General features: G+C 63.2%; 12 protein-coding genes. All 12 read right to left on the bottom strand.

Features of this window, described 5'->3' with window-relative positions; all coding sequences use genetic code 11:
• Nucleotides 1-7: 7 nt before the first annotated feature.
• On the bottom strand, nucleotides 8-1,714 hold the full coding sequence (locus IFU00_05035; protein ID MBD8541650.1) for an ATP-dependent DNA helicase RecQ: 1,707 nt from the start codon (nucleotides 1,712-1,714) through the stop codon (nucleotides 8-10).
• Nucleotides 1,715-2,175: 461 nt separating this feature from the next.
• Nucleotides 2,176-3,750, bottom strand: a complete 1,575-nt coding sequence (gene ahpF / locus IFU00_05030) for an alkyl hydroperoxide reductase subunit F (GenBank protein MBD8541649.1) — start codon at nucleotides 3,748-3,750, stop codon at nucleotides 2,176-2,178.
• A gap of 100 nt (nucleotides 3,751-3,850) precedes the next feature.
• Nucleotides 3,851-4,414, bottom strand: a complete 564-nt coding sequence (ahpC, locus tag IFU00_05025) for a peroxiredoxin (GenBank protein ID MBD8541648.1) — start codon at nucleotides 4,412-4,414, stop codon at nucleotides 3,851-3,853.
• A gap of 146 nt (nucleotides 4,415-4,560) precedes the next feature.
• Complete coding sequence (locus IFU00_05020) at nucleotides 4,561-5,763, bottom strand: hybrid sensor histidine kinase/response regulator (protein MBD8541647.1); 1,203 nt, start codon at nucleotides 5,761-5,763, stop codon at nucleotides 4,561-4,563.
• Entirely contained in the window at nucleotides 5,760-6,365 is a 606-nt protein-coding gene (locus tag IFU00_05015; protein ID MBD8541646.1) for a chemotaxis protein CheB, read from the bottom strand. Before IFU00_05015 ends, IFU00_05020 begins: the two co-directional genes overlap by 4 nt.
• Complete coding sequence (locus IFU00_05010) at nucleotides 6,362-7,153, bottom strand: protein-glutamate O-methyltransferase CheR (GenBank protein MBD8541645.1); 792 nt, start codon at nucleotides 7,151-7,153, stop codon at nucleotides 6,362-6,364. Before IFU00_05010 ends, IFU00_05015 begins: the two co-directional genes overlap by 4 nt.
• Before the next feature lie 35 nt (nucleotides 7,154-7,188).
• A complete protein-coding gene (locus IFU00_05005) occupies nucleotides 7,189-10,707 on the bottom strand; it encodes a response regulator (protein ID MBD8541644.1) in 3,519 nt (1,172 codons plus the stop codon).
• Nucleotides 10,708-10,861: 154 nt separating this feature from the next.
• Entirely contained in the window at nucleotides 10,862-13,405 is a 2,544-nt protein-coding gene (gene uvrA / locus IFU00_05000; protein ID MBD8541643.1) for an excinuclease ABC subunit UvrA, read from the bottom strand.
• A gap of 77 nt (nucleotides 13,406-13,482) precedes the next feature.
• Nucleotides 13,483-14,724, bottom strand: a complete 1,242-nt coding sequence (locus IFU00_04995) for a glycosyltransferase family 1 protein (GenBank protein MBD8541642.1) — start codon at nucleotides 14,722-14,724, stop codon at nucleotides 13,483-13,485.
• 18 nt (nucleotides 14,725-14,742) lie between these two features.
• Nucleotides 14,743-15,279 (bottom strand): pyridoxamine 5'-phosphate oxidase family protein, encoded by a 537-nt coding sequence (locus tag IFU00_04990; GenBank protein ID MBD8541641.1) that lies wholly within the window; start codon nucleotides 15,277-15,279, stop codon nucleotides 14,743-14,745.
• Nucleotides 15,280-15,414: 135 nt separating this feature from the next.
• The gene (locus tag IFU00_04985) at nucleotides 15,415-15,894 is read right to left on the bottom strand and encodes a DUF1854 domain-containing protein (protein MBD8541640.1); all 480 of its coding nucleotides are present in this window, start codon (nucleotides 15,892-15,894) and stop codon (nucleotides 15,415-15,417) included.
• Entirely contained in the window at nucleotides 15,894-18,173 is a 2,280-nt protein-coding gene (locus IFU00_04980) for an ATP-binding cassette domain-containing protein (GenBank protein MBD8541639.1), read from the bottom strand. Before IFU00_04980 ends, IFU00_04985 begins: the two co-directional genes overlap by 1 nt.
• Nucleotides 18,174-18,292 lie beyond the last annotated feature (119 nt).

The following is an 18,292-nucleotide window of genomic DNA, read 5'->3' as shown; positions in this document are numbered from 1 at the left end:
GCCATCCTTACGCCGGGGTGAGGAAGTCGACCATAAAGGTCCGGCTTTCTCCATCGGCAAAATCGAGCGTGATCTGGTCGCCGGCGACAGCAGTCACGACACCCTCGCCATACTTGGCCGAGCAGGCGCGCGCACCCACGACGAACTTCGGCGCCGGCACGTCGGCCACCGGCTCGTGGTCGAACTCGTCGTCACGAATCTCGATGCCTTCGGTCAGCGACAGCGCAGGCGGGTTGAGGCAGTTGTCGCACTTGCAGCAGTGTTGGAAGCCTGCCACCTTGTCATCGAAATAGTCGAGGATCAGCTTCCAGCGGCAGAAACCGCTGACGGCGTAGCTGACCATTTGCTCGAGCGCGTGCTTGTCGTGTTCCTGCTTCTGAACGTACACGGCAGCGAGCTTGTCGAAGATGCCGGGCTTTGGCTCGGCGCTGGCGGCGGTGTATTCGAGCTTGCGGTTCTGGCGAATGAGCTTGGCATCCTTGAGCAGCTTGATGCAGACCTTGATGCTCGAGTCAGCCAGATCGGCCAGCGCTTCGTCCAGGCGCGCCGGGGTGACCGGACCGGTATCGCCCAGTCCACGCACGGTGCAATGCACCAGTTGCAGCTCCTGCGCGCACGGGTAGTGCTTCATCAGGAAGAACTGCTGCAGGCGCTTGTCGTCCCGCAGGTAGAGCAGCGTGCAGGTGGCGTCCAGACCGTCACGCCCTGCGCGGCCGGATTCCTGGTAATACGATTCGAGATTCGGCGGAATCTGCAGGTGGATCACGAAGCGCGTGTCGCACTTGTCGATGCCCATGCCGAACGCATTGGTCGCGACCATCACGCGGCGCTCGCCGTCCATGAACAGGTCCTGGTTTTGCTTGCGCTCGGCGGCAGGCAGTTTGCCGTGGTAAATGGTGACCGATTCGCCCGCTTCTTCGAGCACGGCCAGCATGTCTTCCGCCGCCTTGACGGTAGCGGCGTAGACGATGCCGACGCCTTCGGATGCCTGCACCAGCCGCAGCGCGGCCTGGTATTTCTCGGCCACGCTCGTGACCTGCTGCACGGCGTAGTGCAGGTTCGGGCGGTACACGCCGGTGTTGATGACATTGAGCTTGCGGCCCAGCTGCTTGTTGATGTCGGCGACGACTTCGTCAGTGGCAGTGGCCGTCAAAGCCAGCACCGGTGGGCGGCCGATCGCTTCGATGGCAGCGCCCAGGCCGATATAGGCTGGGCGGAAATCGTGGCCCCACTGCGAGATGCAGTGCGCCTCGTCGATGACGACGATGTCGAGCGTGACCTTCTGCAGCGTCGCGATGAACTCGGGCGAGACCATGCGCTCTGGCGTGCAGAACACGATCTCGCAGGTTTCCTGCTCGATCGCCGCGATGGCCGCATGTTCTTCTTCGGCGTTCAGGCAGCTGTTGACCTGCACCGCACGCACGCCGATCTCTTCGAGCTTCTCGAGCTGGTCTTTCATCAGCGAGATCAGTGGCGAGACGACGACCGTGATCCCTTCGAGCATCTTGGCCGGTATCTGATAGCACAGCGATTTGCCGCCACCCGTGGGCATGATCGCCAGCGTGTCCTTGCCATCAAGGACGCTGTCAATCACGCGTTGCTGGCCGTCGCGCAGCTTGGCGATGCCGAAGACACCGTCGAGAAGGCGCTGGATGGAGTGGCGACGCACGGCCATGAGGCCGCGGTGCATGAGGGTGGGGTCGTGTCGTGTCATGGTGATATCGACTGTAGGTTGGCCGCCCCGACTCGACTATAGGACACCACCTACTTGCGGCGTAGGAGCCCCACCTTCCAAAAATATTGTCGATTAGATCTCAATTGTGCGACACAAATTCTCAAGAAGGTTTAGTCCTACAGAACGACGGAGTATTTACCGATGCCCAGGGCGAATTTGGCGACTTAAGATGTAATCCACATTCACAGTACTGCCACCACCCAGGAGATTCACCATGCGCCGCCACCCAATGACCTGGACTGCTGTCCATCTGGCCCTCGCCAGCGCTGCCACCTGGTTCTTGCTGGAGTCGGGTGCCATCGCCTCGACGGTACTGTTCTCGCTGCACTAAATAAAAAACGCCATCTTCCACTGGGAAGACGGCGTTCATTTTCATTGCGAGCAAGCCTGTCGGCTCGCTCCAATTGTTTCCAGGGCAGGCCTTTCGGCCCGCCCTCACATCAAGCAGCTTTCTGCTCGTCCTCTTCCAGTTCCACCGGCTGGCGGATCAGGTAGTCAAACGCTGCCAGCGATGCTTTCGCACCCTCACCCACCGCAATCACGATCTGCTTGAACGGCACCGTCGTCACGTCGCCAGCGGCGAACACGCCTGGCATCGAGGTATGGCCACGGGCATCGACTTCGATTTCGCCGTGCGCCGACAGATCGATCGAACCCTTCAGGAATTCCGAGTTCGGGATCAGGCCGATCTGGACGAACACGCCTTCCAGGTCGATCCGGTGGATGGCGCCGGTGTTGCGATCCTTGTAGCTCAGGCCGTTGACGATCTTGCCGTCACCGTGGATCTCGGTGGTCTGCGCCGATTTGATCACCTTCACGTTCGGCAGCGAGGTCAACTTGCGCTGCAGGACCGCATCGGCGCGCAACTCATTGCCGAATTCGATCAGCGTAACTTCCTTGACCAGGCCAGCCAGGTCGATCGCCGCTTCCACACCCGAGTTACCGCCGCCAATCACCGACACGCGCTTGCCCTTGAACAGCGGACCGTCGCAGTGCGGGCAGTACGCCACGCCGTGGTTCTTGTACTCTTTTTCGCCCGGCACATTGATCTCGCGCCAGCGGGCGCCCGTGGCAATGATCACCGACTTCGATTTCAGCACCGCACCGCTCTCGGTGTGCACCTCGATCAAGCTGCCGCCCACCACTTTGCTGGCACGCTGCGTGTTCATGATGTCGACGTCGTAATCCTTGACGTGTTCTTCCAGCGCGACGGCGAACTTCGGGCCATCGGTTGCCTTGAGCGACACATAGTTTTCGATCGCCAGCGTATCGAGCACCTGGCCGCCGAAACGGTCGGCCAGCACGCCGGTACGGATGCCCTTGCGAGCGGCGTAGATTGCCGCAGCCGCGCCGGCAGGCCCGCCGCCGACGATCAGCACGTCAAACGCTTCTTTCTCGCTCAGTGCCGCCGCTTTTTTCGCGCCGCCGCTCACGTCGATCTTCGACAGGATCTCTTCGACGCTGGTGCGGCCCTGGCCGAAATGCTGGCCATTCAGGAACATCATCGGCACGGCAAGGATCTGCTTGCTTTCAACTTCCTGCTTGAAGACACCGCCATCGATCGTCACGACCTTGATGCGCGGGTTGATCACCGACATCGTGTTCAGTGCCTGCACGACTTCCGGGCAGTTGTGGCACGACAGCGAGATGTAGGTTTCAAAGACATAATCACCATCCAGGGCAGCGATCTGGTCGATGACCGCCTGCTCCAGCTTGATGGTGTGGCCACCCACGTGCAGCAGTGCCAGCACGAGGGAGGTAAATTCATGGCCCAACGGGATGCCGGCGAAACGCACGCCGATATCGGTGCCGACGCGGTTGATCGCGAACGACGGGGTGCGCTCGTTGGCTTCCTGGCGCACGGTAATCTTGTTGCTCAGCTCTGCGATTTCACGCAGCAGCTCATCCATTTCGCGCGCTTTCGGCGAATCATCCAAGGATGCAACCAGCTCGATCGGCTGCACCACTTTTTCCAGATAGGCTTGCAACTGTTTCTTGAGGGTCGCGTCAAGCATGATGGTTTCCTTAAACTCTTTGAATCAATAAATGGAGGGCGATAAAAGCACCGGGCCGCCGCAGCGGCCCGGTCAGGGGGCTACCAGACTACCGCGTTACTTAGATCTTGCCGACCAGGTCCAGCGATGGGGTCAGGGTCTCAGCGCCTTCGGTCCACTTGGCTGGGCAGACTTCGCCTGGGTGAGCAGCGACGTACTGGGCAGCTTTGACTTTGCGCATCAGTTCCGATGCGTCGCGGCCGATGCCGTTGTCATGCACTTCCATGACCTTGATCTGGCCTTCTGGATTGATGACGAAAGTACCGCGCAGTGCCATGCCTTCTTCTTCGATCATGACTTCAAAGTTGCGCGACAGGGTGCCGGTCGGGTCGCCGATCAGCGGGTAGTTCACTTTCTTGATGGCGTCCGAGGTGTCGTGCCATGCCTTGTGAGCGAAGTGGCTGTCGGTCGAGACGCCGTACACGTTCACGCCCAGCTTTTCGAATTCAGGCTGGAACGAGGCCAGATCTTCCAGTTCGGTTGGGCAGACGAAGGTAAAGTCGGCCGGGTAGAACATCACCACCGACCAGGTGCCCTTGAAGTTTTCTTCGGTCAGGTCGATGAATTTACCATTCGCGTAGGCGGTGGCTTTGAACGGTTTGATCTGGGTATTGATAAGGGACATGTATTCTCCTGTTTGTGGTGGATGAAACGTATGACAAGCAGTGTACCGCTCAGCTCGTCTTTTGGGAAATTGATTGATTGGATACTGTTGATTGATTTTGGCTATCACACAGACGACAGCATGCCGGTTTTCCCATGGCGATGCTGTCAGGCACAGACCGGCACCGCGGTGCACGGCAACATCAGGCTGAAGGTCGAGCCTTCGCCGGTAACGCTCGTGACCCGCAACTCGCCACTGTGCGAGATCGCCAGCTGGCGCGAAATGTACAGGCCCAGCCCCAGGCCCTTCGGCTCGCCGTTGCGGGCGCCGCGTTCGTAAGGCTCGAAGATGCGCTCCAGGTCGCCTGGGGCAATGCCCTTGCCGCTGTCACGCACATCGATCCGCACGCACTCGCCGACCTGCTCGACACTGACTTCCACCGGCTGGCCGCCGCCATAGCGCAGCGCATTGGTGAGCAGGTTGACGATCACCTGCTCGACGCGGAACTCGTCCCAGCAGCCACTGACCGGATCATGCGGGCGCAAAGTCAGCGAACTACCCGTCGTGGCTGCCTGCAGCGACAGATCGCTGACGACGCGTTCCAGCAGCGTCATCAACTGAACCTGAGTTGGCCGGATCGACAGCTTGCCGCTACGCATGCGCGAGACATCCAGCATGTCATCGATCAGGCGGATCATCGACTTGATCTGGCGCTCGTCGCGCTGGACCATCGCTTCCATCTGCTGCGGCGCGAACGCGGCCGCATTGCCGCGCTTGATCTGCAGGCTGCGCATCTGGGTTTCCAAAAACAGTGTATTGAGCGGCGTGCGCAATTCGTGCGCGACGAGCGACATGAATTCGTCGCGCATCTTGAGCGAGCGTTGTAGCTCCTGCTGGGTTTGGTTCAGCTCGCGCAGCAACGTCTCTTGCTCTTGCCGGCTGCGCTCGAGCGCCAGCATCTGGCGCCGCGTCTCACGGCGCTGCTGGTCGAGCGCGACGAACACGGCGACCTTGCTGCGCACCGCGCCCGGATCGATCGGCTTGTAGAGAAAGTCGACCGCGCCGTTCTCATAGCCCTTGAAGGCGTAGTCGAGCTCGCGCCCGGCCGCCGAAACAAAGACGATCGGGATATGGCGCGTGCGCGACGTCGAGCGCATTACTTCGGCCAGTTCAAAGCCGTTCATGCCCGGCATCTGCACGTCGAGGATGGCCAGCGCGAATTCGTGCTCGAGCAGCAAGGCCAGCGCGGCGTCGCCGGAATTGGCCTGGTGAATCACGCGCTGGTCGTGGCGCAGTAGCGCCTCGAGGGCCTGCAGGTTCTCGGGCAAGTCGTCGACGATCAGGATTTTGCTTAATTCATGGGCGCTCATGGGGTCTCCAACAGGGGTAGCGCGGCGCGAATATCGGCCAGCGGCAGCACCAGGTGTGGTGCGCAGCGCCGTATGGCTTCTCTCGGCATCGTACTGGCGTGCGCTTCTTCAGGATCCTGGACAATGGTCAGGCCGCCGTGTTCGCGGATACTGCACATCCCTTCGGCGCCATCAAAGTTGGCGCCGGTCAATAGTATACCTGTCATTGCCGGTCCATACACGCTGGCGGTCGATTCCATGAGGACATCAATCGACGGCCGGGCGTACTGGACAGGCGCTTCGCAGCTGAGCGAAAAGCTGCGGTCCTGCTCGATCGACAGATGGTACCCCGAGCCGGCAAAATACACGACACCCGGTTCGATCGGGGCCTTGTCGCGTGCTTCGCGCACCGGGAGCATCACGCGCGCATCGAACAGTTCGGCCAACCGGCTCTCGCGGTCGCCCGGCACGTGCAGAATGCACACCACGGCCGGCGTATAGCCCGGCTGAAGCGAGGGCAATAAGCTCAGCAGCGCATCGACGCCGCCGGCCGAGCCGCCAATCAACACCAGCTCGATGCGCCGCTTGCCCAGCGCCGCTGCCACCTGTTCGTTCAGGCTCATGGCACGGCCTTGCGATACACCCGTTCCCGCCGCGCCAGCGGCTCGAAACGCCCGGCGTAGCTGGAAAAGTCGATGCTTTCCTTGCTGCCCAGGCCCAGAAAGCCCCGGTAGCACAGTGATTCATGGAACAGCCCGAACACACGGTCCTGCAGCGTGCGGTTAAAGTAGATCAGCACGTTGCGGCAGCTGACGAAGTGCGTTTCCGAAAACACGGTGTCGGTCGACAGGCTGTGATCGGCAAAGGTCACGTTCTCGATCAGGCTGCGCTCGAACAGCGCGCCGCCGTAGGCCGCCGTGTAATAGTCCGAAAACGCGGCCTTGCCGCCGGATTTCTGGTAATTCTCGGTGTACAGGCGCATGCGGTCGATCGGGTACACGCCGCGCCGGGCCGTCTCGAGCGACTTCGGATTGATGTCGGTCGCGTAGATGATGCTGCGCTCGAGCAGCCCTTCTTCTTTCAGCAGGATCGCCAGCGAATAGACTTCTTCGCCCGTGCTGCAGCCGGCCACCCAGATCTTGAGCGACGGGTAGGTCTTGAGGAACGGCGCGACCTGCTCGCGCACGGCCCTGAAATACTCCGGGTCGCGGAACATCTCGGTGACGGGAATCGTCAAGTATTGCAGCAGCTGGGCAAAGCCGTTCGGATCGTGCAGCACGCGCGACTGCAGCTCCGAGACGGTATTGCACCCCATCTCGCGCATGGCCACCAGCACGCGGCGCTTTTGCGACGCACCGGTGTAGTCGCGGAAATCATAGTTGTATTTCAGGTAGACGGCTTCGACGAGCATCCGCAGCTCGATGTCGAAGTCGCTCGGCGTATGGCTCAAATGCGCTCCAGGGTCGGCATCCAGACCCGCAACAGGGAGTACAGGCGGGACAGGTCAATCGGCTTGGCCAGGTAATCGTTGGCGCCGGCGGCCAGGCATTGTTCCTGGTCGTCCTTCATCGCCTTGGCCGTGATGGCGATGATCGGGAGGCGGTCGAAGCGGCCGTCGGCGCGGATGCGGCGCGTCGCTTCCATGCCGTCCATCCCCGGCATCATGATGTCCATCAGCACCAGGTCGATGCCCGGCACTTCATCGAGTTTTGCAATCGCTTCGAAGCCGTTGCGGCCCACTTCGACCTTTGCGCCGCGCTGCTCGAGCGCCGCGGTCAGTGCGAACACATTGCGCACGTCGTCGTCCACCAGCAGGATCGTACGGCCTTCGAACACGCGATCGCGCCCGCGCACGGCCTTGAGCATGCTCTGGCGCTCGGTCGACAGTTCTGATTCGACCTTGTGCAGGAACAGCGTGACTTCGTCGAGCAGGCGCTCGGGCGAACGGGCGCCCTTGATGATGATCGAGCGCGAGTAGCGCAGCAGCTGCGCCTCTTCGTCGCGTGTCAGGTTGCGGCCCGTGTAGACAATCACGGGCGGGAACGAACATAGCTCTTCGTGCGACATGCGCTCGAGCAGCTCGCCACCCTGCATGTCGGGCAGCTTCAGGTCGATGACCATGCAGTCGAAGATCTCGGCGCGCAGCAGATTGAGCGCTTCGTTGGCCGTGCCCACCGCCGAGATCTGCACGTCGTCGTCGGCGATCAGCGCCACGACGCTCTCGCGCTGGCGTTCGTCGTCCTCGACCAGCAGCACGCGCTTGATCTTCTGCGCCGACTTCTCTTGCAGCTTGCGGAACACTTCTTCGAGTTCTTCGCGGCTCGCAGGCTTGAGCGCATAGCCGATCGCGCCCAGGTGCAGTGCCTCGCCGCCGTTCTCGATGCTGGAAATGATGTGCACCGGGATGTGGCGCGTGGCCGGATTGTCCTTCAGTTGCTGCAGCACGGTCAGGCCCGAGCGGTCGGGCAGGCGTACGTCGAGCAGCACGGCGTCGGGCCGCTGGCTGATGGCCAGCGCCAGGCCTTCTTCGGCGCTCATCGCCACCAGGCAGCGGTAATCGAGCTCGCGCGCCAGGTCGTACAGGATGCGCGCGAACGCCATTTCGTCCTCGACCACCAGCACGCTGCGGCGGCCATCGGCCGGGCGATCGCGGTCATCCGGGAAGCTTTCGTAGTGGTCGGTCACGACCGGTGCGGGCGCGGGCGCCGGTGCAGGTGCAGGTGCGGGCACGGCGGCGCGGACCACCGGGGCTGGCGCATGGTACGGCTGTGCACTGGTCACCACGGGGGCCGACATGGACGAGGCAGACGAGAGCTGGGAATCCGGCAGGCGCTGCGGCAACGTCAGCGTAAACACACTACCCTCGTTCGGCGCACTCGAGACGGAAATGCCGCCGCCCAGCAGACGCGTGAGGTCACGCGAAATCGACAGGCCCAGGCCCGTGCCGCCAAAGCGGCGGCTGGTGGTGCCGTCGGCCTGGTGGAAGGCGTCGAAAATCTTGTCCTGCTGGTCGGGTGCGATGCCGATCCCGCTGTCCTGCACGCGGAACGCGACGGCGCCATCGGACGTCGTGAGCACCGACAACGTGACAGCGCCCGCGTCGGTGAACTTGACGGCGTTCGACAGCAGGTTCTTGAGGATCTGCTCCATGCGCTGGCGGTCGGTGTTGATCGCTGCCGGCACGTCGGGCGCCACGTCGATGCGGAACTCGAGCGACTTCTGGCGCGCGAGCGGCTCGAAGGTGCGCGCCAGGCCTTCGACGACGCGCCGCACCGGCACGTCTTCGGGCACCAGTTCGAGCTTGCCCGCTTCGACCTTCGAGATATCCAGAATGTCGTTGATCAGGTGCAGCAGGTCGTTGCCGGCCGAATAGATGGTTTGCGCGAAGCGCACCTGCTCGTCGCTCAGGTTGCCCGGCGTATTGTCGGACAGCAGCTTGGCCAGAATCAGCGAGCTGTTCAGCGGCGTGCGCAGCTCGTGCGACATATTAGCCAGGAACTCGGACTTGTAGCGGCTGGCGCTTTCCAGTTCCACGGCGCGCTGCTGCAACTGCTCCTGCGCCGACTGCAGCGCCGAATTCTTCATGTCCAGGTTCAGGGCCTGCTCGGCCAGCTGGTCGTTGGTGGTGCGCAGCTCGGCCTGCTGGTTTTCCAGCGCCGACTGCGATTCTTCCAGTGCGCGCGACTGCTCTTCGAGCTCTTCGTTGGCGGTGCGCAGCTCTTCCTGCTGGACTTGCAGTTCTTCGTTGAGCGTCTGGCTTTCTTCGAGCGAATCCTGCAGGCGCTGGCGATACAGCACGGCCGCCATGGCCGCGCCCACCGCCTGCGCGATGAAGCCGAGGAATTCGCGGTCGCGCAGTTCCACCGGACGCAGGAAGGCGATCTCGAACACGCCCTTGACCTTGCCATGGTTGTAGAACGGCGCGATGATCAGCGCGCGCGGGGGGGTCTCGCCCAGGCTCGAGCCGACCTTCATGTAGCCGGGCGGCAGTTCGTCCAGCACCATGAGGCGGTTTTCCTGCGCCGCCTGGCTGGCCAGCGAGGCGCCAGGCTGGATGAATTCGGCGCGTTCGGACGGGGTGTGGTTGAAGCCATACGCGCCGATGCGGCGCAGCACGCCGTCTTCGCTGCGCACGTACATCGCACCCACGACGCCGTCGAGATACTTGACGACGTACGGCAGCACCGCTTCGGCCAGTGGCTCGAGGTGGTGGATGCCGGCGCTGCGCACGGTCAGTTCGTTCTGGCCGGTACGGAGCCACTCCTGGTGGCGCAGTTTTTCATTGTGCTCGGCTTCGTGGCCCAGCACTTCGTTATAGGTATTGGACAGCGTCATCAGCTGGCGCCGGCCGAAGATGGCCAGGCCGCCACCCACCAGCGCGGAGAGCAGCAGGAACAGCGCCACCGACCAGAAGGTCGTGCTGCGCGCGTTGTCGCTGCGCTCTTGCAGCAGCCGGGCTTCGGCCGCCAGCACGAGGTCGAAGTTGCGGCGCATCTCGTCGGTGAGCAACCGGCCGCGCCCGCTCCTGACCGCATCGATATAGGTCAGATCGTTGGCGCGGCGCCGCGCGATCATCTCATCGGCAAATGTTTCCCACTGTTTCTGGACCTGCGAAATGCGCTTGATGCGCTCGGCCTGCGCGCCATTGTCCTTGACCAGATCTTCCAGCGTGTCGAGGCTGCTGCCCATCCGCTGCGCCGACAGCAGGTACGGCGTCAGGAACTCTTCGTCGCCCGCCAGCAGATAGCCGCGCATGCCGGCTTCCATTTCGGCCGACAGCTTGCGGATCTCATGTGCATTGCCGATCACCTTCTGGGAGTGCTCGACCCAGGTCAGGTTATTGATCAGGTACGCAATGATGCCAACGAAAACGACCGCACTGACAATGCTCATGCCTAATGGCAGCGCGACATTGCGGGAAAGAATGCGGCGAAACGCGCTGTTGTCGATGTTTGGACCGGGCATGCCTGTTGTTCTGTTAGAAAAAAAATATCCCAAGTGTAACGCAAACGTGACATTGCGCCCACACGAAATGTGCACGGTCGTGCCAAAGCGCGACCGTGCACAACACCCGTAATCTTAGCAAAATGGATACGCGTTGGGCGCACCGCTTCGCGTGCTACCTGGCCTCGCCCAGATGCGGCTTCAGGTACTGCGCAGTGCGGCTTTTCTTGTTGCGCGCGACATCGTGCGGCGGTCCGGCGACCACGATGTTGCCGCCCAGATCACCCGCACCGGGGCCGACATCGATCACCCAGTCGCTGCCAGCCACCACGCGCATCGTGTGTTCGACCACGATCACCGTGTTGCCGGCATCGACCAGACGGTTCAGCTGCACCATCAGGCGGTCGGCATCGACCGGGTGCAGGCCGGTGGTCGGCTCGTCCAGCACGTACAGCGCATTGCCGCGTGTGGCGCGCTGCAGTTCGGACGCCAGCTTGATGCGCTGCGCCTCGCCGCCCGACAGCTCGGTGGCCGGCTGGCCCAGGCGCAGGTAATCCAGCCCCACCTCGTTCAGCACTTCCAGCGAGCGCTCAACCAGCGCTTCATCCTTGAAGAACGTGATCGCCTCGCCCACCGTCATGCCCAGGACTTCGGCGATGTTCTTGCCGCGGTAGGTCACTTCGAGCGTCTGCGCGTTGTAGCGCGCGCCGTCGCAGGTCGGGCATGGCGCGTACACGCTTGGCAGGAACAGCAGCTCGACCATCACGAAGCCTTCGCCCGCGCAGTGCTCGCAGCGGCCCTTGGCGACGTTGAACGAGAAGCGGCCGGCATCGAAACGCCGTTTCTTCGCATCCGGCGTGGCCGCAAACAGCTTGCGCACCTGGTCGAACAGGCCCGTGTAGGTGGCCAGGTTCGAGCGCGGCGTGCGCCCGATCGGCTTCTGGTCGACCCGCACCAGGCGTCGCACGCCCTCCATGCCGGCCACGATGCGGCCCTCGAGCGGCAAGGCTTCGTCGCGTTCAAGGTCCGGTTCGTCGGACTGCTCTTCGGCCACCGCACTGCCCTGCCCCAGCGCCGCGCCGACCAGTTCGACCAGCACCTGGCTGACCAGGCTCGATTTACCGGAACCCGACACGCCCGTGACGCTCGTGAGCACGCCCAGCGGGAACGCGACGGCGAGATCCTGCAGATTGTTGCGGCGTACGCCCTCGAGCTTGAGCCAGCCGGTCGGTTCGCGCGGTGTGCGCGGTGCCAAAGCTGCTTCGCCGAACAGGTAGCGCCGCGTTTGCGATGCTTCCACATCGCGCAAGCCGTCCGGCACACCGCTGTAGAGCACCTGGCCACCGCGCTCGCCGGCCAGCGGCCCGACGTCGACGATCCAGTCGGCCTGGCGGATCACGTCCAGCGCGTGTTCAACGACGAACAGCGAATTGCCCGCGGCTTTGAGTTGCGCCAGTGCGTCGAGCAGCGCTTCGGCATCGGCCGGATGCAGGCCTGCCGACGGTTCATCGAGCACATAGACGACGCCGAACAGGCTGGAGCGCACTTGGGTGGCCAGGCGCAGACGCTGCAGTTCGCCCGGCGACAGGCTTGGCGTGCTGCGATCGAGCGCCAGGTAGCCCAGACCCAACGCCAGCAGCACTTCGATGCGCGCCGACAGGTCGTCGGCAATGCGCCGGCGCACGATCAGCTGCTCGGCGTGCAAACCTTTCTCGACCTTGCTCGTCGCGTGCGTGTACGGCGCCAGCAGTTCAGCCAGGCGCGCCAGCGGCAGGCGCGAGAGTTCGGCGATATTCAGGCCGGCGAATGTCACCGACAGTGACTCGCGCCGCAGGCGCTTGCCTTCGCATTCCGGACACGCGGTGCTGACCATGTAGCGCGCCACGCGCTTTTTCATCGACGCGCTTTCGGTATTGGCAAAGGTCTGCATTACATAACGGCGCACGCCGGTGAACGTGCCCTGGTAGCTGGGCGTGTCCTTGCGCTTGAGTGCGGCGCGGGTTTCTGCAGGCGTCAGGCCGCCGTACACGGGCACGCTCGGGCTTTCATCGGTATACAGAATCCAGTCGCGGTCTTTCTTCGGCAGGTCGCGCCACGGGGTGTCGACGTCGTAGCCCAGCGTCACCAGAATGTCGCGCAGGTTCTGGCCGTGCCAGGCCGGCGGCCAGGCGGCAATCGCCCGTTCGCGGATCGTCAGGCTGTCGTCCGGGACCATCGATTGCTCGGTCACCTCGAACACGCGCCCCATGCCCGAACAGCGCGGGCAGGCGCCCTGCGGCGTGTTGGGCGAAAACGATTCGGCGTACAGCAGCTCCTGCCCGGCCGGATAATCGCCGGCGCGCGAATACAGCATGCGCAGCGAATTCGATAACGTGCTGACGCTGCCGACCGACGAGCGGGCGGTCGGCGTGCCGCGCTGCTGCTGCAGGGCGACGGCCGGCGGCAAGCCTTCGATCGTGTCGACCTCGGGCACCGGCATCTGGTGGAACAGGCGGCGCGCATAGGGCGAGACCGATTCGAGGTAGCGGCGCTGGGCCTCGGCGTACAGCGTGCCGAAGGCGAGCGACGACTTGCCCGAACCCGAGACGCCGGTAAATACGACGAGTTGTCCGCGCGGGATGTCGAGGCTGACGTTTTTCAGATTGTGTTCGCGGGCGCCGCGGACATGGACGAAGCCGTCTTCGGCAGCGTTTTGGAGCGTAGTTTTCTTGCTGGGCATCTGCCCTCCGGCATATTCTAGATATGCCATTGGACGCCTTTACGGCAACGGTGTCGGTGCGCTTACCAACAATCGGCTCAAGCGTGCGCCAGGTCTTCCAGTTGGCCACACAGCGCATCGAGCTTGTCGGGCGTGTCGAATCGGGCAGCCACCGCCGCTGCCTGCGACGCTACCGGGCCCGTGACAACCTGCTGCAGCGCGGTCGCCATCCTGGCCGGTGTGACGCGCCTGGCGTGCAGGCTGGCGCCCGCCCCCAGCGCCATCACCCTTGCCGCATTATCGAACTGATCGTGCGCGAGCGGCACCACCAGTTGCGGCGTACCGGCGCGCAGCGCTTCGGCAGTCGTGCCGATGCCGCCGTGGTGAACCAGCGCCGCAACATGGGGCAGCAAGGCCTTGAGCGGCACGTAGTCTTGCCAGCAGATGGACGGCGGCAGCGAGCCGGGCAGCTGCTCGCGGTGCGGTGTCAGGAAAATCGCCCGCAGGCCCAACTGCGCGACGGCTTGCGCCGCCGCCTCAAAATAGCGCCCCGCCTGCCGGTTGCCCGTGCCTGGCGTGAACACCACTGGCGGCGCGCCGGCGGCGAGAAATGTCCGCAGTGTGGCGCTCGGTGCAGCATCCGGATCGGGATCGTAGAGAGGAAAACCGGCCTGATAGAGCGGCTGCGGCCAGTCCGGCACGGGCGCGGCAAACCAGTCGGGAAACAGCGCCAGCGACAGGTCGGGAATGGTCTGGATGTAGTCGATCAGGCTGCGCACACGGGGTAATCCCCGCTGTTCGCGCGCCGCGTTCAGGCCGGGCAACGCGACCGGATCGATGAAGCGTGCGGCGAGCGTGCGCCACAGCCAGCGGCGCACGCCATGCGGCACCCAGGTCGGCACGGGCCAGGGCCCCAGCAGCAGCGGATCGTGTACAGTAGGAAGGTTTGATGGCGCCAGCCAGGTCGCCGCGATCCGCAGGCCAGGCCGGTTGTGACGGCACAGGTCCGCTTCGGGTAATGCCAGCGGGTGCACGAGCAGCAAGGTGTCCTTGCCGCTGTCGAGCGCCGCTACCATGGCCGGCAGTTGCGCCATCGCCGGTCGTGTTGCGTCCCACACGACGGCCAGGCCGCGGGTGGGATGCCACAGGTCGGGATGGTCGAGCACGGCCGGGTCGGCGGGCAACCCATGAAAGGTGAGGCCAGCCGCATCGACATACAGTGCATGCAGGTCGGGCCCGAGAAAATCGACCCGGTGCCCGCGCTCGCGCAAGGCGCGCCCGATCCACAGGAACGGGAACAGGTCCCCGGCCGAGCCCATCGTCACCAGAATTACATGCATGGGCCCGCCCTTCCTGGTTTAGAAGGTCAGCGTGCCTTCAATGGAGTCATCCAGCGTCTTGCCGATCACGGCGCCGATCGCCATCTTTGCACCGGCGACGATGCCGCCGTGCTTGTTGTCCCAATAATAACCGGACTTCGGGGTCACCTTGATCACGATGATGCGCGGGTCATCCTCGCCTTCGGTGAACCAGGTTTTCAGCAGCGGCTCCCACAGTTGCTTGATGCGGGCCTTGTCCTGCGAGACTTCGGCGTGGCCGTCGAGTTCGAGGAAGCCGGCGTTTTCGCCTGCCTGGAAGAACAGTTTGACGGTCGGGTTGGCCTGCAGTTCCTGATTCGTGTGGCTGTCGATTGCGCCCAGGTACCAGATGGCGCCGTTGTCGTCGGTCTCGCGCACGCTCATCGGGCGCACGCCGCGGCTGTCGCCCGTACCGCCGCCGGTGATGAAGAAGCCGGTCTCGGCATCGTCGATGATGTCCTTGATGCGTTCGATGGCTTCAGCGCCTGCCAGATCGCGGCGGTTTTCTTCGGGCTGGTTGCGGTTGATGGAATCCATGGTCGTCTCCTGTAAGCGAAGGCCGTGTGGCCGATGAGACAACTGTAACGTCATCTAGAGCGGCGGTATGTGGGCCGACGAACGGATGGAAGCACATGCCGCCGCTGACGGGTCAAAGCGGGGACGCCCAGCCCGTTACAGGAAACGGTCGAGGATCTTGCGGCTGTGCTTGTCAATCTTGAACATGTCGCGCACCAAAAAGTTGATGCCGTGGCTGTCCGCCACCAGCAGCGACGCCTCGCCGATGCGGCGAATATCCTCGTCGAGCTTGAGCACGAACTCGGTGTCGCCCCGGTCGGTCGTCACGTACCAGGTGCACGGCGTGGCAAAGCTCGACACATCCTTGATATTGATGATCTCGGGGATGAACTCGCGCCCGCCGATTTCATCGCTGACGAGTGTACGGATATCCTCGGGCATCGTGGCCAGGTCATCGATCCAGGCGACCTCTTTGCCGCCATCGCGCACGAGCGAAATGCCCTTGGTCGGCGCCTGGATCGGAAAGGCGCGCACGGGCGTGACGCCCACGTACTCTTCACCGGTCTCGAGGGTGATCACCAGCTTGCCGAAGCTGTCGCGGCGCAGCTGGAACGGGGTTGTCGAAACAGTACTCATCATGCGTCCTTGTCGTCCAGATCCTGGTCCACGTTGCGCGCTTGCGCTTCGTACAGGCGGTGATACGCGCCTTCGCGCGCCATCAGGTCATCGTGGCTGCCCTCTTCCACCACCACGCCACGGTCGAGCACGACCAGGCGATCGGCGCGGTGCAGCGTCGACAGGCGGTGAGCAATGGCAATGGTCGTGCGGCCTTGTACCAGATTGTCGAGTGCTTTCTGGATTTCTTTCTCGGTTTCCGAGTCCACCGACGAGGTTGCCTCGTCCATGATCAGGATCGGCGGATCGATCAGCAGTGCGCGCGCAATCGAAATGCGCTGGCGCTCGCCACCCGACAGGCCCTGCCCGCGCTCACCAACCATCGAATCGTAGCCTTGCGGCAGGCGCAGGATGAATTCGTGCGCATGCGCGGCCCTGGCCGACGCGATGATGTCTTCGCGCGATGCATCCGGCTTGCCGTAGGCGATGTTCTCGGCAATGGTGCCGAAGAACAGGAACGGTTCCTGCAGCACCAGGCCGATATTGCGGCGGTAATCGGCGACGGCAAACGAGCGGATGTCCTTGCCGTCGAGCAGGATCGCGCCTTCGGACACATCGTAGAAGCGGCAGATCAGGTTGACCAGCGTGCTCTTGCCCGACCCGCTGTGGCCGACCAGGCCCACCATCTCGCCAGCCTTGATGTTCAGCGAAATGCCGCGATTGACGGCGCGGTTGCCGTAACGGAAACCGACTTCGCGCAGCTCGATATTGCCTTCGACCTTGGCCACCTTCACCGGGTTGACCGGATCCGGCACGCTCGAGACATGGTCGAGAATGTCGAAAATGCGCTTGGCGGCCGAGGCCGACTTTTGCGTGACCGACACGATGCGGCTCATCGAATCGAGCCGCACATAGAAGCGGCCGCTGTAGGCGATGAACGCGGTCAGCGTACCGACCGTGATGTCGCCGCGCGAGACTTGCCAGATACCGAAGCACCAGATCACGAGCAGGCCCAGTTCGGTCAGGAACGACACGCTCGGCGAGAACAGCGACCACACGCGGTTGAGCTTATCGTTGACGTTCAGGTTGTGCCGGTTGGCTTCGCGGAAACGGGCCGCTTCGCGCTTCTCTTGTGCAAATGCCTTCACGACGCGGATGCCCGGAATCGTATCGGCCAGCACATTGGTCACCTCGCCCCACACGCGGTCGATCTTTTCGAAGCCGGTGCGCAGTTTGTCACGCACCAGGTGGATCATCCAGGCGATGAATGGCAGCGGCGCCAGTGTCACGAGGGCCAGCCACGGATTGATCGAGAACAGGATCACGCCGGTCATGATGATCATCAGGACATCGGACAGGAAGTCCAGCAGGTGCAGCGACAGGAACACGCAGATGCGGTCGGAACCGCTGCCGATACGCGCCATCAGGTCGCCCGTGCGCTTGCCGCCGAAAAATTCGAGCGACAGGCGCATCAGGTGTTCGTAGGTGGTGGAGCGCAGGTCGGCGCCGATCCGCTCGGACGCCAGCGCCAGCACATAGGTCTTGGCCCAGCCCAGTGCCCAGGCCAACACGGCCGAGGCCAGCAAGCCGCCCATATACATATACACGAGGCTCGTGTCGATCTGCTGCCCGTTCTGGTACGGGATCAGCACGTTGTCCATCAGCGGCATCGTCAGGTACGGCGGAATCATGTGCGCGCCGGTTGAACCCAGCATCAGCAGGAAGCCCAGGAACAATTGCCCCTGATACGGCTTGGCGAAGCGCCACAGGCGGAACAGCGTCCACGTCGACGGCGGCGTGTGCAGCACTTTTTCGCAGATCGGGCAATCGTCCTGGTCGGCATCAAGAGGCGCCTTGCAACTTGGACAAGTGTGCTGCTCCGGCGGCTGGATGGCCACGCCCGTCAGCGCGCTTTCCATCTGGTCCTGGAACTGATCGGCCACGCGCACGGCGTGCAGGTTCTGGCCCAGCGTGAAGCGCCAGCTGGCCAGCAGCCCGTGCGCATCGGTCAGTTCGAGATGCCCGACGCCAGCGTGGTCGTGGTGGCGCAGCGCCAGTCCTTCGCGGTACGGCCAGTCGCGCCACGCTGTCTCGCCCGGGGCGCGCGCCAGCAAGCGCCGGTCCGTGACCAGAACTAATCCTTTTGAGAAATGTAATTTCGCATCGAGGTCAACCTCCACGCTGCTTAAAACGTTTTCCCCTGGTGCAAGCTGTTTCGCGACGTCATTTTGCCAGTGATCAGGCAAGAAATTGGCGGCTGCTGCCAGCGACGACGGATTGGCAAGTTGTTGTGTTGTCATGGTTTGCGCCCGAAACGGGCTTTAATTCGGCAAAGATTCGGTATGGGTAAAGCGTGTGGCTATTGTTTTTATGCCAAGCATCAAACGCTCTACAGAGCGCTAGAACGTTTTTGGGCACG

This window comes from Oxalobacteraceae sp. CFBP 8761 (assembly GCA_014841595.1).
In the GTDB taxonomy this organism is placed as follows: Bacteria; Pseudomonadota; Gammaproteobacteria; order Burkholderiales; family Burkholderiaceae_D; genus Telluria.
This window is presented reverse-complemented; position numbering and strand designations above follow the sequence as displayed.

Bases quoted from the DNA above. Each gene is read 5' to 3' on its own strand.
- IFU00_05035 (MBD8541650.1), bottom strand. From the start codon at position 1,714: ATGACACGACACGACCCCACCCTCATGCACCGCGGCCTCATGGCCGTG.
- ahpF (MBD8541649.1), bottom strand. From the start codon at position 3,750: ATGCTTGACGCGACCCTCAAGAAACAGTTGCAAGCCTATCTGGAAAAA.
- ahpC (MBD8541648.1), bottom strand. From the start codon at position 4,414: ATGTCCCTTATCAATACCCAGATCAAACCGTTCAAAGCCACCGCCTAC.
- IFU00_05020 (MBD8541647.1), bottom strand. From the start codon at position 5,763: ATGAGCGCCCATGAATTAAGCAAAATCCTGATCGTCGACGACTTGCCC.
- IFU00_05015 (MBD8541646.1), bottom strand. From the start codon at position 6,365: ATGAGCCTGAACGAACAGGTGGCAGCGGCGCTGGGCAAGCGGCGCATC.
- IFU00_05010 (MBD8541645.1), bottom strand. From the start codon at position 7,153: ATGCTCGTCGAAGCCGTCTACCTGAAATACAACTATGATTTCCGCGAC.
- IFU00_05005 (MBD8541644.1), bottom strand. From the start codon at position 10,707: ATGCCCGGTCCAAACATCGACAACAGCGCGTTTCGCCGCATTCTTTCC.
- uvrA (MBD8541643.1), bottom strand. From the start codon at position 13,405: ATGCCCAGCAAGAAAACTACGCTCCAAAACGCTGCCGAAGACGGCTTC.
- IFU00_04995 (MBD8541642.1), bottom strand. From the start codon at position 14,724: ATGCATGTAATTCTGGTGACGATGGGCTCGGCCGGGGACCTGTTCCCG.
- IFU00_04990 (MBD8541641.1), bottom strand. From the start codon at position 15,279: ATGGATTCCATCAACCGCAACCAGCCCGAAGAAAACCGCCGCGATCTG.
- IFU00_04985 (MBD8541640.1), bottom strand. From the start codon at position 15,894: ATGAGTACTGTTTCGACAACCCCGTTCCAGCTGCGCCGCGACAGCTTC.
- IFU00_04980 (MBD8541639.1), bottom strand. From the start codon at position 18,173: ATGACAACACAACAACTTGCCAATCCGTCGTCGCTGGCAGCAGCCGCC.